Origin of the sequence: Desulfosporosinus sp. OT, from assembly GCF_000224515.1 — a bacterium.
GTDB lineage: Bacteria > Bacillota > Desulfitobacteriia > Desulfitobacteriales > Desulfitobacteriaceae > Desulfosporosinus.
In genome coordinates, this window is sequence record NZ_AGAF01000281.1 from 14,941 (window position 1) to 29,233 (window position 14,293).

General features: G+C 43.1%; 14 protein-coding genes. 3 read left to right on the forward strand and 11 right to left on the reverse strand.

Features of this window, described 5'->3' with window-relative positions:
• Positions 1 to 3: 3 nt before the first annotated feature.
• From DOT_RS27460 to ilvE, 6 genes are all read right to left on the reverse strand, one after another.
• Positions 4 to 1,536 carry a 2-isopropylmalate synthase gene (locus DOT_RS27460; RefSeq protein WP_009624928.1) on the reverse strand — a complete coding sequence of 511 codons (1,533 nt, stop codon included), beginning with the start codon at positions 1,534 to 1,536 and terminating at the stop codon, positions 4 to 6.
• 13 nt (positions 1,537 to 1,549) lie between these two features.
• A complete protein-coding gene (gene ilvC, locus DOT_RS27465; RefSeq protein ID WP_009624929.1) occupies positions 1,550 to 2,548 on the reverse strand; it encodes a ketol-acid reductoisomerase in 999 nt (332 codons plus the stop codon).
• Positions 2,549 to 2,617: 69 nt separating this feature from the next.
• Positions 2,618 to 3,097: an acetolactate synthase small subunit gene (gene ilvN, locus DOT_RS27470; protein ID WP_009624930.1), complete on the reverse strand. Its 480-nt coding sequence runs from the start codon at positions 3,095 to 3,097 to the stop codon at positions 2,618 to 2,620.
• Positions 3,098 to 3,101: 4 nt separating this feature from the next.
• Positions 3,102 to 4,787 (reverse strand): biosynthetic-type acetolactate synthase large subunit, encoded by a 1,686-nt coding sequence (gene ilvB, locus DOT_RS27475; RefSeq protein ID WP_085931010.1) that lies wholly within the window; start codon positions 4,785 to 4,787, stop codon positions 3,102 to 3,104.
• 92 nt (positions 4,788 to 4,879) lie between these two features.
• A complete protein-coding gene (gene ilvN, locus DOT_RS27480) occupies positions 4,880 to 5,359 on the reverse strand; it encodes an acetolactate synthase small subunit (protein WP_009624932.1) in 480 nt (159 codons plus the stop codon).
• A gap of 139 nt (positions 5,360 to 5,498) precedes the next feature.
• Positions 5,499 to 6,380 carry a branched-chain-amino-acid transaminase gene (gene ilvE / locus DOT_RS27485; protein ID WP_009624933.1) on the reverse strand — a complete coding sequence of 294 codons (882 nt, stop codon included), beginning with the start codon at positions 6,378 to 6,380 and terminating at the stop codon, positions 5,499 to 5,501.
• A 468-nt stretch (positions 6,381 to 6,848) separates the two neighbouring features.
• Here ilvE and DOT_RS27490 point away from each other — a divergent pair, with 468 nt between their 5' ends.
• From DOT_RS27490 to DOT_RS27500, 3 genes are all read left to right on the forward strand, one after another.
• The gene (locus DOT_RS27490; protein WP_009624934.1) at positions 6,849 to 8,144 is read left to right on the forward strand and encodes a homoserine dehydrogenase; all 1,296 of its coding nucleotides are present in this window, start codon (positions 6,849 to 6,851) and stop codon (positions 8,142 to 8,144) included.
• A complete protein-coding gene (gene thrB, locus DOT_RS27495; protein ID WP_009624935.1) occupies positions 8,141 to 9,034 on the forward strand; it encodes a homoserine kinase in 894 nt (297 codons plus the stop codon). The genes DOT_RS27490 and thrB overlap by 4 nt, the downstream gene beginning before the upstream one ends.
• Positions 9,035 to 9,213: 179 nt before the next feature.
• Positions 9,214 to 9,483, forward strand: a complete 270-nt coding sequence (locus tag DOT_RS27500) for a hypothetical protein (RefSeq protein WP_009624936.1) — start codon at positions 9,214 to 9,216, stop codon at positions 9,481 to 9,483.
• Positions 9,484 to 9,696: 213 nt separating this feature from the next.
• Here DOT_RS27500 and DOT_RS27505 read toward each other — a convergent pair whose 3' ends face one another.
• The 5 genes from DOT_RS27505 to DOT_RS29250 all read right to left on the reverse strand — a co-directional run bounded on the left by DOT_RS27505 (position 9,697) and on the right by DOT_RS29250 (position 14,201).
• The gene (locus DOT_RS27505) at positions 9,697 to 10,575 is read right to left on the reverse strand and encodes an NAD(P)/FAD-dependent oxidoreductase (protein WP_009624937.1); all 879 of its coding nucleotides are present in this window, start codon (positions 10,573 to 10,575) and stop codon (positions 9,697 to 9,699) included.
• A gap of 83 nt (positions 10,576 to 10,658) precedes the next feature.
• Positions 10,659 to 13,130 (reverse strand): DsrE/DsrF/DrsH-like family protein, encoded by a 2,472-nt coding sequence (locus DOT_RS27510; RefSeq protein WP_009624938.1) that lies wholly within the window; start codon positions 13,128 to 13,130, stop codon positions 10,659 to 10,661.
• Positions 13,131 to 13,301: 171 nt separating this feature from the next.
• Complete coding sequence (locus DOT_RS32190; RefSeq protein WP_009624939.1) at positions 13,302 to 13,481, reverse strand: hypothetical protein; 180 nt, start codon at positions 13,479 to 13,481, stop codon at positions 13,302 to 13,304.
• A 4-nt stretch (positions 13,482 to 13,485) separates the two neighbouring features.
• Positions 13,486 to 13,674, reverse strand: a complete 189-nt coding sequence (locus tag DOT_RS32195) for a 4Fe-4S binding protein (protein WP_009624940.1) — start codon at positions 13,672 to 13,674, stop codon at positions 13,486 to 13,488.
• Positions 13,675 to 14,006: 332 nt separating this feature from the next.
• Complete coding sequence (locus DOT_RS29250; protein ID WP_348982175.1) at positions 14,007 to 14,201, reverse strand: 4Fe-4S binding protein; 195 nt, start codon at positions 14,199 to 14,201, stop codon at positions 14,007 to 14,009.
• Positions 14,202 to 14,293 lie beyond the last annotated feature (92 nt).

The window sequence follows — 14,293 nt, forward strand, 5'->3', positions numbered from 1 at the left end:
CCTTTAGCCCTCATTCTTCTCGCGAACCGTAATCCAGCCTCTTTCGAAGGCCCTGTTTACCGCCTGAAGATAGCCCAATACACTAGCTTCAATTATATCTGTACTTACTCCACGTCCGCCAACTAGATTCTCACCAAATTTAACGGTAACGGCGACCTCTCCTTGAGCATCTTCTCCACCATCAAGTGCCTGCAGTGAATAGTGCGTCAGTTTCCCTTTTGTGCCTAGAACCTTATCGACAGCTTTAAACGCAGCATCAACCGGACCATCCCCACAGGCCGCATCTTCTAAACGCTGTCCGTTATACATTAACCTGACCGTTGCTGTTGGGAGAATATGAGTCCCGCTGGAAACCTGGAGATAATCTAAGTGAATCGGATCAACCTTCTCGGTTTGCACATCTGCGAGGGAGAATAAATCAGCTGTCGTCACTTCTCGTTTACGATCAGCCAATAACTTAAATCGAGAAAACACCTCTTCAAATTGGCTTTCGTCTAAATTCAACCCGATCTCAGCAAACCGTTGATGAACTGCGTGTCGCCCCGAGTGTTTTCCTAGGATAATTGATTCCGCATCGACCCCAATCAGGCTCGGTACCATAATTTCATAGGTAGAGCGTTCTTTAAGTACACCGTCTTGGTGAATACCTGATTCATGGGCAAAAGCGTTTTTACCCACAATGGCTTTGTTATGCTGAATCATCATGCCCGATAAACGACTGACCAATTGACTTGTCCTAGCGATCTCAGTCGTAACGATGCTCGTGTCAACACCGAATTGGTCCCTACGAGTGTGTAGAGCCATTATTAGTTCCTCTAAGGCCGCATTACCAGCGCGTTCTCCGATTCCATTGACTGTACACTCCAATTGATGCACTCCAACTCCAACTGCTGCCAGAGTATTCGCGACTGCAAGACCTAAGTCATTATGGCAATGTACGCTTACTTTGACTTTTTCAATTCCGATCGTACGCGTCATAACTGCTCGTAAAAATGACCCATACTCCTCGGGGGTTGCATAGCCTACTGTATCCGGAATGTTAAGTACCGTAGCTCCTGCTTTAATTACCTCAGTAAAAACACTCGCCAAATAATCCACCTCACTGCGTGAGGCGTCTTCCGCACTAAATTCCACATCAGCAACTTTTGATTTAGCCAACCGGACGGCTTGTACAGCAAGCTCTAAGACCTCTTGAGGTGACTTCTGCAGTTTATAGCGCATATGAATTGGTGAAGTGGCAATAAAGGTATGAATGCGAGGGGCCTCCCCACCCGAAAGTGCTTCCCATGCACATTCAATATCTTTAGCATTGGCCCGTGCCAGGGCTGCCACGCTTACATCCTTGACCTCCTGAGCAATGCGACGGACTCCCTCCAAATCTCCCGGGGAGGCAATGGGAAACCCGGCTTCGATAACATTAACACCCAACTTAGTTAATTGACGAGCAATTTGCAACTTTTCATCTGCGTTAAGTGCTACTCCCGGTGATTGCTCACCGTCTCTTAGCGTAGTATCAAAGATCTCAATCCGACGCATCCCTCAACCTCCATTATTCGTGTTTTTTCAACCAGCTCATCATTCCTCTTAAGTTTTCCCCAACTTTTTCGATGAGTTGATTTTCTTCACGGCGAGCTATAGCATTAAAGGCCGGACGATTTGCTTGATTTTCCAGTAACCAGGCTTTAGCAAAGGTTCCATCTTGGATTTCTGCCAGAACTTTTTTCATTTCTTTACGGGTTTCTTGATTGATAATCCGCTTACCAACGGTCATATCACCATACTGTGCAGTATCTGAAACAGAATAACGCATCCAACTTAAGCCGCCTTCATACATTAAGTCGACGATGAGCTTAAGCTCGTGTAAGCACTCAAAATAGGCGATTTCAGGCTGGTAACCAGCTTCTACTAAGGTTTCAAATCCAGCTTTGACAAGTTCGGAAGCCCCTCCGCAAAGAACCGCTTGTTCTCCGAACAAATCTGTTTCAGTCTCTTCACCAAAGGTTGTTTCCAGGACTCCAGCTTTAGTTGATCCAATTCCTTTGGCATAGGCTAAGGCTAATTCTTTGGCTTTGCCCGTGGCATCTTGATGAACCGCGATCAATGCAGGTACACCAGCGCCTTCGGTATAAGTACGACGTACTAAGTGACCCGGGCTTTTCGGAGCCACCATAAAGACATCAACGTCTTTCGGAGGAACAATTTGCCCGAAGTGAATATTAAATCCGTGAGAAAAGACAAGAGCTTTACCTGAGGTCAAATGCTGCTTAATTTCATTTTGATAAACCTTGCTTTGCGTCTCATCGGGAAGCAGGATTTGAATGACGTCAGCGCGCTTAGCTGCCTCTTCGACTGTCATAACCTCAAAACCTGCAGCTTCTGCACGCTCCCACCGAGCACTTCCCGGACGAAGGCCGATCAAAACTTTAAGCCCAGAATCCTTTAGGTTTTGAGCCTGGGCATGTCCTTGGCTCCCATATCCCATAACAGCAATAACTTTCCCTTTTAATAACTCCAGATTTGCATCTACTTCATAATACATTTTTGCCATTTCATATCTTCCTCTCATTAATAAGCCTGTTTAATTTAGGTCTTATTCATAGTATAACTCTCTGAAGCCTCAAACATCCGATCGCATAATGGCAATCTTTCCGGTTCGAACCAACTCTAGTAACCCATAAGGACGGATGGCCTTAACAAACCCATCAATTTTTTCAATGTCCCCCGTCAACTCGACGGTAAGGTTGGTTCTTCCCATATCTACAACCCGTCCTCGAAAAATATCGATCGTTTGAAGAACCTCTGACCGGGTTTCCGAGCTAACCTTGATACGTATTAACGCCAGTTCCCGGTTAACAACACTCTCGGCTGTCAAATCAGTTACTGAGTGGACGATCACCAGTTTATTGAGCTGATTTCTCACTTGCTCAATAACCTGAGCATCGCCATTTACGACAATAGTCATTCTCGATAAGGCAGGATCTTCTGTTTGGCAGACAGAGAGACTATCAATATTATACGCTCTTCGCGCAAATAATCCAGCTATCCGGGTCAAAACACCAGGATGATTCTCCACAAGGGCCGCAAGTGTATGCAACATGTTTTTACCCTCCTAGCATTTCTGTAATGGGTTTACCCGGTGGAACAATTGGCAAGACATCATCGTTAGGAGAAATCGCAAACTCTAACAAGACAGGGCCGGGATGTTCAAATGCTTCCGAAATAGCGCTGCGTACCTGTTCCAAGGAATCAACACGGATTCCGCGAATTCCATAGGCCTCCGCTACTTTGATGAAATCTGGATTTCCCTGAAGATCGATCTGATTATACCGCTCGCCACTAAAATATTTCTGCAGTTGGCGAACCATACCTAAGACTCCGTTGTTTAGAAGTACTATTTTAACGGGAAGTTTATTATGAGCAATGGTCGCAAGTTCCTGAATACACATTTGAAAGGAACCATCCCCAGTGATCAAAACAGCCATATCGTCAGGACGAGCTATTTGAGCACCCATAGCAGCTGGAAGGCCAAAGCCCATTGTTCCGAGCCCACCACTGGTCGCAAAATTACGTGACTTGACAACTGGATAAACTTGGGCAGCCCACATTTGATGCTGTCCGACATCCGTTATCACCATCGTATCCTCGTTGGCAAGCTCTCCGATACATTCGATGACCAGCTGAGCGGTCAATCTATCCTTGTCATACCTCATAGGATAATAATTTTTCCAAGAACGCAATTGGTCCCACCACTCGGCTACTTGAGGAAGCTGAAAGCCTGCTAAGGCTTCTAATAGTTCTTCCAGAACCAGGCGAGCATCACCAACGATCGGGATATGCGTTCTTACCACCTTAGCAATTTCTGCAAGATCGATGTCAATATGAATGATTTTAGCTCTGGTTGCAAAAAGATGGCCTAAACCACTGGTCACACGATCATCAAACCGCACCCCCACTGCAATGAGCAAATCGCAATCATCCACAGCATAGTTTGCCGCTACGGCTCCATGCAAACCTACCATACCTAAGAGATTAGGATGCCCATAGGGGAAGCACCCGATTCCCATCAAGGTCGTAACCACTGGCAACGAGGCTTTTTCCGCCAACTGCTTTAAGACTGCTCCAGCTCCTGCCGTAATCACACCACCCCCGGCATAGATTACAGGTTTGCTGCATTCTGAAAGTGCCTTCGCTACTTCAGCGATCTTATCGCTATCTCCCTTGCCTGGCACATGATACCCCTTCAAGTTCATCTCGGTTGAGAAAGGTTCGATTTCTGCAGCTAAAACGTCCTTGGGAAGATCGATGAGTACAGGACCTGGCCGACCTGTTCCGGCCAGATAAAAGGCCTCTTTGACAATCCGTGGAATCTCTCGTGCATCCTTAACCAAATAACTGTGCTTAGTAATCGGCGTGGTGATCCCTGTGATATCTGCTTCTTGAAAAGAGTCTGTTCCGAGTAGACTGGTAACCACCTGCCCTGTTAAAACAACTAAGGGAATAGAGTCCATATAGGCATTGGCAATACCTGTCACTAGATTCGTGGCTCCCGGACCTGACGTTGCTAAGCATACTCCTACTTTACCGGTTACGCGTGCATAACCATCGGCAGCATGCACTCCTCCTTGTTCGTGGCGTACTAGAATATGTCGAACAGAACTATCGAGTAGGGCATCATACAACGGGAGCAATACTCCACCTGGATAACCAAAGATAACGTCAACGCCTTCCTTTTCCAGAGCCTCTAATAAGAGAGTTGCACCTTTTAAACTCTTTTTTCCTGCGTTCATACTCATCTCCCCCTCCTAACTCGTCAAGCCATTGCACCCTGCATACTTAAATTTTCAGAGCCCATCAATTCAAGTAAAGACGCGATGAACCTTCATGTTTCCGATCGCATAATGGCGATCTTTCCGGTTCGAACCAATTCTAACAACCCATAAGGACGAATCGCTTTAATAAAGGCGTTTATTTTACCAATGTCACCGGTTAGCTCAATGGTAAGATTGGTTCTCCCCATATCAACAACCCGTCCTCGGAAAATATCGACCGTCTGAAGAACCTCTGAGCGTGTTTCCGGGCTAACCTGGATACGTATCAACGCGAGCTCTCGATCAACAACACTTTCGGCTGTCAAATCCGTGACTGTGTGGACAATCACGAGTTTATTAAGTTGATTTCTCACTTGCTCAATGACCTGATCATCGCCATTTACGACAATGGTCATTCTCGAAAGCTTAGGATCGTCCGTTTGGCAGACAGAGAGACTGTCAATATTATACGCCCTGCGCGCAAATAATCCTGCCACCCGCGTTAAAACACCAGGATGGTTCTCCACAAGAACAGCAAGTGTATGCAACATGTCTTTACCCCCTAGCATTTCTGTAATGGGTTTCCATGTACAATCATTGGCAATATTCTTAAGTCACCTTTTTACCTGTATCTATACTCATTCCCCTCTCGCTCCTAACCTCTCATAATACATCTCGACGTTGTGCACCCTATGCATTGTATATTTCAGGGCCATTGACATGAGTAAAGGCCCGAAATGCAACAAGAAGCTTTCTATATACTTCCCCAGGAGTCCCATCGCCTATTACGCGACCATCAACTTTGATTACTGGGATCAATTCGGCAGCAGTACCAGTGAGGAAACACTCATCGGCAGTATACAGGTCATGCCGTGTAAATAGCTCCTCTACTGCCTTAGTTCCCAATTCACTCGCAAGTTGTAACACAGAATCCCGAGTGATACCTTGGAGTATGCCTGCTGAAAGAGGAGGGGTTTTTAATACTCCATCTCGATAGATAAAGATGTTGTCTGACGTACCTTCAGCCACATATCCGTCTTGATTAAGCATAATTCCTTCTACTACACCAGCCTGATTAGCTTCGATCTTGGCCAGAATGTTATTTAGATAGTTCAGTGATTTGATCCTCGGGCTCAACGAATCTAGATTATTGCGGCGAATGGCCACGGTTTTGACTTCCAGCCCCTGCTCATACATGCTCGGTTCAAAAATCTTTATTTGGGCCGCTATACAAAATATTGCCGCCCGTGGACACTTGATGGGATCTAGTCCCAGATCACCCTTGCCACGAGAAACGACCAAGCGAATATATGCATCCTTCAAATTATTACGACGCAGCGTCTCCAAAACGATGTCCTGCATCTCTTCTTTAGAAATACCAATGTTTAAAAGAATTGATTGTGCGGACTCATACAGGCGTTTTAAATGCTCTTCTAATTTAAACACTCGACCATGGTAGGCGCGAATTCCTTCGAAAATGCCGTCTCCATATAGGAAACCATGGTCGAATACCGAGATCTTTGCCTCCTCCTCTGAAACAAATGCACCATTGCAGTAGATAACCAATCCCATTTTTAAACAACCTCATTTCTTATATAGTCCAGACAGATTATAAAGAAAACTTGGCTGGCGCCAAGCCTTAGCGAAGGCGGCTGCCCAAGTTGCCCTTATGCTTAGAAAGTATATAACGAAGTTTATACTTTCTGATAGTAAAAAATAAAAACCCTAAGCGTAGTCCCCTAGCAACGTGGAACTTTCCGCTTGAGTTTTTTCTACCCACGGTGTAAATCCAATATGGATTCTGTACCGCTTGGACCAGACAGGTTGCCCCCGGAACCCTAGGTACACTTCCTTTTCTGTTATAAAACATTTATATTGTTAACTTTGTGTATATGATACAGAATACATACTTAAGTGTCAACCCTTTTTACAATGAATGTTAATGATTTCATCATTAAGCTCTTGTCAAAGACCGCTAAAACAAGGTATAATGTCCTCTATGTAAACACATTTGTTTTCTTTGAGAGGAGTTGTCTTGCCATGACGATTCACATTGGTATATTAGGTTTAGGAACGGTGGGTACCGGTGTCGTAACCATATTACAACAGAACGCAGAGGATATTCAGACTCGGGCCCATTGCGAAATTAAAATCAAAGCAATTCTCGATCGTGATCTTCACAGGGAACGCGAAGTTAGCGGAGACTTTCGGCTTACAGATCAACCAGAAGAAATTCTTCAAGACCCTGAAATTGATATTATTGTGGAAGTAATGGGAGGAATCGAACCTGCTCGTACCTTTATTTTAGAAGCTTTACGACATGGTAAACATGTTGTCACCGCTAATAAGGATTTAATTGCCCTTCATGGTCATGAACTTCTTGACGCCGCCGATGCGGCGGGGAAAGATCTCTACTTTGAAGCGAGTGTTGGCGGCGGAATTCCGATTATTGCAGCCTTAAAAGAGTCTCTGGCTGCTAACCGCATTACCGACGTAATTGGGATTATTAATGGAACAACTAACTACATTCTTACCGCCATGGCAGAACAGGGCCGAGAGTATGAGGAAGTTCTGGCTGAGGCCCAGCAATTAGGCTATGCTGAAGCCGACCCTTCTGCCGATGTTGATGGCTTGGATGCGGCACGAAAACTTGCAATCCTGTCTTCCCTTGCCTTTAACTCACGTGTTGCCCTCAAAGACGTATTTGTCGAAGGCATTTCTAAAATTACGCGCGAAGATCTAGCCTATGCAGCTGAGTTGGGTTGTACCATCAAGCTTTTAGCCATTACTAAACATCAAGATAAAGGAATTGAAGTTCGAGTACATCCCGCTATCTTGCCTAAAACTCATCCGCTCGCCTCGGTAAATGGTGTTTTCAACGCCATTTATGTCGTTGGCGATGCCGTTGGAGAAACCATGTTTTATGGACGAGGTGCAGGTTCTCTTCCCACAGGAAGTGCAATCATATCCGATATTATGCGCATTGTTCGCAATATCCAGTCAAACTCAAAATCGTCTATTAATTGTTCCTGTTACCTGGAACTCCCCCTCAAGGCCATATCAGACTTTCATACCTCTTTCTATGTTCGCCTTCTCGTCAAGGACGAACCTCGTGTCCTTGCTACCTTAGCCCTTCTTTTTGCCGAAGCAAATATCAGCTTCGCCTCAATCATTCAGAAACCCCGTGGCGAACAGCAAGCGGAAATTGTCCTTGTCACCCATCCTTGTCGTGAAGGAGCACTTCAAGAAGCCTTAGATTCTGTCAGAGCGTATAGCAAAGTACTAAATATTCACAATGTGATTCGCTTTGAAAGCGGACAGGACGAAAAAGAATGATTCGCGTTAAGATACCGGCCACCTCTGCTAATCTGGGACCTGGATTTGACTGTTTAGGACTGGCACTTCAACTCCATAACACAATCACAGTTGAGGCGAACCGACCGTTCAATATCTCTCTAGGCGGGTCTTACCGTGACGGGATTTCAACTGATGAAAGCAACCTGGTTTGGCGGACAATGTGCCATCTTTGGCAACTTATTGGTTACCCTACTCCTTCCGTCGCCTTAACCCTTGAAAATCACATTCCTCCTGCTCGAGGCTTAGGAAGCAGTTCTGCAGCTATCGTCGGTGGTCTTGTAGCAGCCAATTTGTTAGCCAGTTCACCGTATTCTAAGGACGAGTTGCTCCAAGTCGCCAATGCCATAGAAGGGCATCCCGACAATGTTACACCAGCTTTGTATGGGGGAGTAACCCTGTCAATACCTACAAGCGATGGCATTCTTCCACGTGTCCTAGCTCGTTCGCCTAAGTTAAGAGCAGTCGTTGTTATTCCAGACCTTCTCCTGAAAACAGAAAAGGCTCGAGGAATTTTACCTCCTCACGTTTCTCGCAACGAGGCAGTTTTTAATATTTCTCATGCTGGACTGCTGATTGAATCCTTTATTCGCGAAGAGTATACCTTCTTAAAAGAAGGGATGCGCGACGTCTTGCACCAGAATCAACGAGCTGTGCTCATTCCCGGTCTCCTGGATACGTTAGAGGCCGCCCTTCAAGCTGGGGCTTATGGAGCTGCTCTCAGCGGCTCGGGACCAACACTTTTGGCACTCACTGAACTTGAATTAGAACAGAACGTTGCGCACAGTATGCTCGATGTTTTCAATAAGCACGAAATTCACGCTGAATCCTATGCCTTAGGCATTGATTCAGAAGGAGCAAAAGTAATTTGATGAACAAAGCCATCTCCTGTAAGATTTTGCATGAGATGGCTTAATTATTGGTCATCTTGTAACACTTTTTAAAACTTGTACATATCTTAAATTATAAATAAACTAACTGTGGTAATCCCGAATTTTCTTATCTTATATCGCCACGTCCGTGGCAGATGAAAAAAAGGGGGATCAACCATATGTTATTTGGACCACTATTTAGAGTACCATTCGGAGTACCTTTTAGTCCGGTTCCACCGCTTGTAGGGTTATTTGACACTTATCCAATTGGTACTCGTTTGAGAATAGGAATGGATTCAAGTTTTTGGGTAGGCAACTTTGGTGGCCTACAAGATGGAGTCGCTTTGTTGACCAACGCTAGACTATTTTCCAATATTGGAAAACCAGTGGATGGATGCCGCCCGGTTGTTCGGATCCCAATCAGAAGTATTACGTTTGTATCCCAATAATTATTTTGTGAAAAGAGGTAGGATTGACTTTAATAAAGGAGGGTTAAACTTATGATTTTAATCCAAATAGAGTTAGCAGTTATCATAATATTATTGTTATTGCTCCTCTTCAAAGAACGTGGAAATATTATTTGTTAATAGTGCTTGGTAAACAAAGTTGGGCCTAGGTGTATAATACCTAGGCCTTTCTACATCCATACAGTAAATTTGCTATCATTTTAGGTTATCAAGGTATTTTATGGCCTGCAAAGCTGCAGTTCCACCTTCTCCTGCAGCTTTAATTAGTTGATAGGGTTGACCTGTGCAATCTCCAGCAGCAAATAATCCCGGCATATTTGACTCCAATTTATGATTAACCTTAATTGCAGCATCTTCCATTTCCAAGCCGGCTACAAGCTGCTCAGCAGGTAGTGTTTCTCTCATGATGAATACACCATCTACCGTCAATTGTTCCTCACCAAGATCAAGTTGTTCTACGGTACGATCACCCACTATTTTCTGAACTTTCCCCTTCTTAACCTCAACTCGTGGGTCAAGCCTCACCATCTCTTTATAGTAGGGAATATAATAAACTTTGGTACAGATGTCCGCCATAAAATTAGCTTCGTCTTCCCCTTCTGAATTATAAGAAATAATCGCAACACTCTTATTCTTATATAAAGGCCCGTCACAGGTTGCGCAATATCCAACACCTCGACCCAGTAAATCAGCTTCGCCGGGAAATAATTTGGCCACTGATACCCCTGTCGCAAGGATTATGGCATCGGCTTCTAGGGATTTATCCTTGCCTATAAGTGTATAAGGTGGCCCAGGATAAATACTGGTTACTTTAAAATTTACAATGGATATTTCTTTTTCCTTTACATGGTTCAAGAACCGTTGACGCAATTCTTCTCCGCCTATTTCCGGAAAACCAAGCCAATTTTCAATTTGCGGAGCTTTGGAGAGCTTTGGACTACAAAATTCCGAACCCAGTAAAATAAAATCGCGATTTCGAATCTTGGCATTAAGGGCGGCAGCCATCCCTGCCGGCCCACATCCAACAATCACAAGTTCGTAATGATTTTTTAGCGTTTGAAGATCCTCTGGCATCTTTGCTAAACCCTCCTCCAGAAAAGTTGACTTAATAAGTGTTCCCCAAATAATACTAAAACATCTAGACAAGGGTACCACTCTTAAATAAATAAATTTACATTTGCTTCTTCAGCCTCACCCAAATAATAGCCAACTCCACCAATGGTAATGCCATCAATGAGTTCTTCTTTTTTTAACCCCATAAGATCCATGGTCATTGAACAAGCAACTACTTCCACACCACTATCCACTGCTGATTTAATTAAATCCTCTAGTGAGCTAATATTTTTGTTCTTCATCACTCTTCTGATCAGTTTACCGCCCAGACCCATCATGTTCATTTTCGAAAGCTTAAGCTTTTTACTTCCTCTGGGCATCATAAAGCCAAACATTGAGTCAATTATGCCTTTTCTAACGGATACTCTCTCAGGTTTTCTCAAAATATTGAGTCCCCAAAAGGTAAAGAACATGGTAACTTTTTTACCCATGGCCACCGCGCCATTAGCGATTATAAAGGATGCCAGCGCTTTGTCTAGGTCTCCACTAAATACCACCATTGTTTTTTTGTCTTTCAACAGTGCCTCCGCTGGAAATGAATTATTCACAGCCTTACATATATTGCCTTTCTTTATAAAGGCTTCAATCATTCCTTTATTTCTTTCGATATTAACAAGTTCATTATTTGTTTTACTACACCAGGCCTTGATATCTTCATAAAATCCAGGGTCCGAAGCAGTAACCTTGAGAATTTGACCATCATTTAGTTGATCTAAAGACGCTTTAACTTGAATTAGTGGTCCTGGACAACATAAACCACAGGCATCAAGGCTTTTATCATAATCTCCTTTTTGCACTTCGCCTTTAACAACTTGGGTATCTGAATCGATCATCGACCTTGTTGGGTTATCTGAATTATCAACTTTAGTTGGTTTAAAGTTTAACATTGAAGCACACTTATATCCTCCATCGATGTTTCTGACTTTAAAACCATTTTGAGTTAAAATTCTAGCAGCCACATATCCTCTGAGCCCGATTTGGCAATATTCAAGTATCTCTTTATTCTTATCTAGTTCCCCTATTCTTTCTCTTAGGCTGTCTACCGGTATATTTATTGCTCCTTCAAGATGCCCATTATCGAATTCATCTCCAGTACGCACATCTAATAATAACATGTTTTCTTGATCATAAGCTAAAGCTTCCTCTGCTTTAATAACGTCCACTCTACCTGCTAAAACGTTTTCTGCAACATAACCCGCCATATTGACCGGATCCTTTGCTGATGAGAAAGGAGGCGCATAGCACAGCTCTAATTCTGTTAAATCAGTGACTGTTCCACCCAATCTAAGGACAGCCGCAATCACGTCAATTCTCTTATCCACACCAGCATAGCCAAAGCCTTGAGCTCCTAATATTTTACCATCGTCGTTAAAAATAAGTTTTAAGGTCATTGTCAAAGATCCCGGATAATAAGAAGCGTGGGAAGCCGGATGAACGGTAATGACTTTATAGGGGATACTTAATCTGTTTAAAGTACGTTCATTATTGCCAGTACTTGCTGCCGTTAATCCAAAAACCTTAATGATTGATGTCCCCTGAGTACCCTTGTAGGACGTTTTTAATCCTGCTATATTATCCGCTGCAATTCTCCCTTGTTTATTGGCGGGCCCTGCTAATGGAACTGCAGTATTTTGCTTGTTAACAAAATCAACCACTTCAATAGCATCGCCTACTGCAAAGACATTATCGGCAGAGGTCTCCATTTTTTCATTGACTAAGATATGCCCTTTGGCTCCCAGCTCTAGCCCGCTATCCTGCAGAAATCCTGTATCTGGAAACACACCGATAGCTAAAATCACGAGATCCGTACTCAGTTTTGTACCACTATTTAAGCTTATTTCAATGCTATTTTCCTGGTCCTTAAAAGCTTTAACTCCATCATTTAGAATTAACCCAACCCCATTGTCTAACAATTCTTTTTCGAGCGAGACAACCATATCTGTGTCAAAGGGCGCCATTATATGAGGTGCTGCCTCTACTAGAGTAACTTCAAGGCCTCTATCCTTCAAATTTTCAGCCATTTCTACTCCAACAAAACCTCCACCAATAACGACAGCCCTATTAATTCCTTTTTTGTCCACATAAGCTTTAATGTTATCAGTGTCTGGTATATTTCTTAGAGTAAATATCCGCTTACTGTTTATCCCCTCGATATTTGGTTTAATTGCTCTTGCTCCCGGGGATAAAACTAGATAATCATAGTGTTCTTCATACTCACCTTTGTCTTTGCTTCTTACCCTAGCTACCTTTTTAGTAGTATCAACCCCAATAACTTCACTATTAATTCTTACATCAATATTGAATCTACTCTTCATGCTTTCAGGTGTTTGGACTAGTAGTTTCTCCCTCTCCTTAATTGTTTCTCCAATATAATACGGCAAACCACAATTTGCGAAGGAGATGTACTCATCCCTTTCGAACATAATTATCTCAGCGCTTTCATCAAGTCTTCTAAGTCTTGCAGCTGCCGAAGCCCCACCAGCTACACCGCCTACGATTAATACTTTTTTACTCATATAATAATCCTCCTCATATGATCAATATTGCACTCATTTCACTGTCCACTGACTACAGCCTTAGTTATTTCCTTTTTCTTCAAAAATATAGCCTTAATCCATCGAATGAACTTGTGAAATAGAGAACACCAACTGACATGCCAAAACATTCAACCTCACAGATCCAGTCAGTTATTCTTTCTGACTATCGAGTAAGTATTGTAATCGTTCCTTTTCCTCTTCCAAGTCCTCCAGCTCAGCCACCATCTTAGGTTGCACCGAATGAAACGGCCAACGTGACTTTAACTCTGCTAACTTTTTCTCTACAGCGTTAAGCTGAAACTCAAGTTCATGTTGCTGATCCCTATTCATTCGCTTAATTCTCCTCTATTGCAATAAAAGTAATGGCTCCATGCATACATCTTTCCATACAGGCTTCACATTCCGTACATAAAGCCGGATCTACGACCGGAAGATGTGCCATCATTTTGATTGCCTGAACAGGGCAAGCTTTTACACAATGTTTACACCCTAAACACAATTTTTCCAAGATGAATGCCGCCATTTCCACTCCTCCTCATTAGGAGAAACACAAAGTTTCTGCGTTCCTGCCATTCCATAACTGCGTGGTCTTTTAGTTGTGATACCGCGCTTAATCTTGAGCGAGATCTCGCTTTATGAACTCCTCCCATCCCATATACCCCGGATGGGTATCTATGGTTCAATATATTCGACTCTCTTTCATTTGTCAACCATTTTACGATAATTTCTCACACTTCACTTCAATGTATTTAATACCCATCTCTCTAGCATTTAGAATAATCATTTGTGACCACCATCTGTGGTCTGTACGATTCCCAAGAATTATTAGACGTTGTTCTTGCTAAGACAAATGTCTTATATTACCTGTAATGCTCCCATCGGACAATATTTTACACATTTTTTACACTTAGTGCATTTCTCCTGGTCAATGTTAGGCGCATCAAATCCATATTGTCTAATTGCAAAAACTGAGCAAACTTGAATTGCTGGACAAGAATGGTTTTGAGGACATCTATTTTTGTCAACTGATATTATCATAAAAAGCTCCATTCCTTTCGCTGTGCTCAAGGCACAAAAATTTAATTAAAGTTTCTCCCTTTAAAATATTGGTCTTTATATTTTGAATAATTCCATCTTAACAG

What these genes read in the sequence shown, in the direction of transcription:
- ilvN (WP_009624932.1), bottom strand. Translation starts at nt 5,359, where the DNA reads ATGTTGCATACACTTGCTGTTCTTGTGGAGAACCATCCTGGTGTTTTA.
- DOT_RS27490 (WP_009624934.1), top strand. Translation starts at nt 6,849, where the DNA reads ATGACGATTCACATTGGTATATTAGGTTTAGGAACGGTGGGTACCGGT.
- DOT_RS32190 (WP_009624939.1), bottom strand. Translation starts at nt 13,481, where the DNA reads ATGAATAGGGATCAGCAACATGAACTTGAGTTTCAGCTTAACGCTGTA.
- DOT_RS27500 (WP_009624936.1), top strand. Translation starts at nt 9,214, where the DNA reads ATGTTATTTGGACCACTATTTAGAGTACCATTCGGAGTACCTTTTAGT.
- ilvE (WP_009624933.1), bottom strand. Translation starts at nt 6,380, where the DNA reads ATGGGATTGGTTATCTACTGCAATGGTGCATTTGTTTCAGAGGAGGAG.
- DOT_RS27505 (WP_009624937.1), bottom strand. Translation starts at nt 10,575, where the DNA reads ATGCCAGAGGATCTTCAAACGCTAAAAAATCATTACGAACTTGTGATT.
- ilvC (WP_009624929.1), bottom strand. Translation starts at nt 2,548, where the DNA reads ATGGCAAAAATGTATTATGAAGTAGATGCAAATCTGGAGTTATTAAAA.
- DOT_RS27510 (WP_009624938.1), bottom strand. Translation starts at nt 13,130, where the DNA reads ATGAGTAAAAAAGTATTAATCGTAGGCGGTGTAGCTGGTGGGGCTTCG.
- DOT_RS29250 (WP_348982175.1), bottom strand. Translation starts at nt 14,201, where the DNA reads ATGGAGCTTTTTATGATAATATCAGTTGACAAAAATAGATGTCCTCAA.
- ilvN (WP_009624930.1), bottom strand. Translation starts at nt 3,097, where the DNA reads ATGTTGCATACACTTGCGGCCCTTGTGGAGAATCATCCTGGTGTTTTG.
- DOT_RS32195 (WP_009624940.1), bottom strand. Translation starts at nt 13,674, where the DNA reads ATGGCGGCATTCATCTTGGAAAAATTGTGTTTAGGGTGTAAACATTGT.
- thrB (WP_009624935.1), top strand. Translation starts at nt 8,141, where the DNA reads ATGATTCGCGTTAAGATACCGGCCACCTCTGCTAATCTGGGACCTGGA.
- DOT_RS27460 (WP_009624928.1), bottom strand. Translation starts at nt 1,536, where the DNA reads ATGCGTCGGATTGAGATCTTTGATACTACGCTAAGAGACGGTGAGCAA.
- ilvB (WP_085931010.1), bottom strand. Translation starts at nt 4,787, where the DNA reads ATGAACGCAGGAAAAAAGAGTTTAAAAGGTGCAACTCTCTTATTAGAG.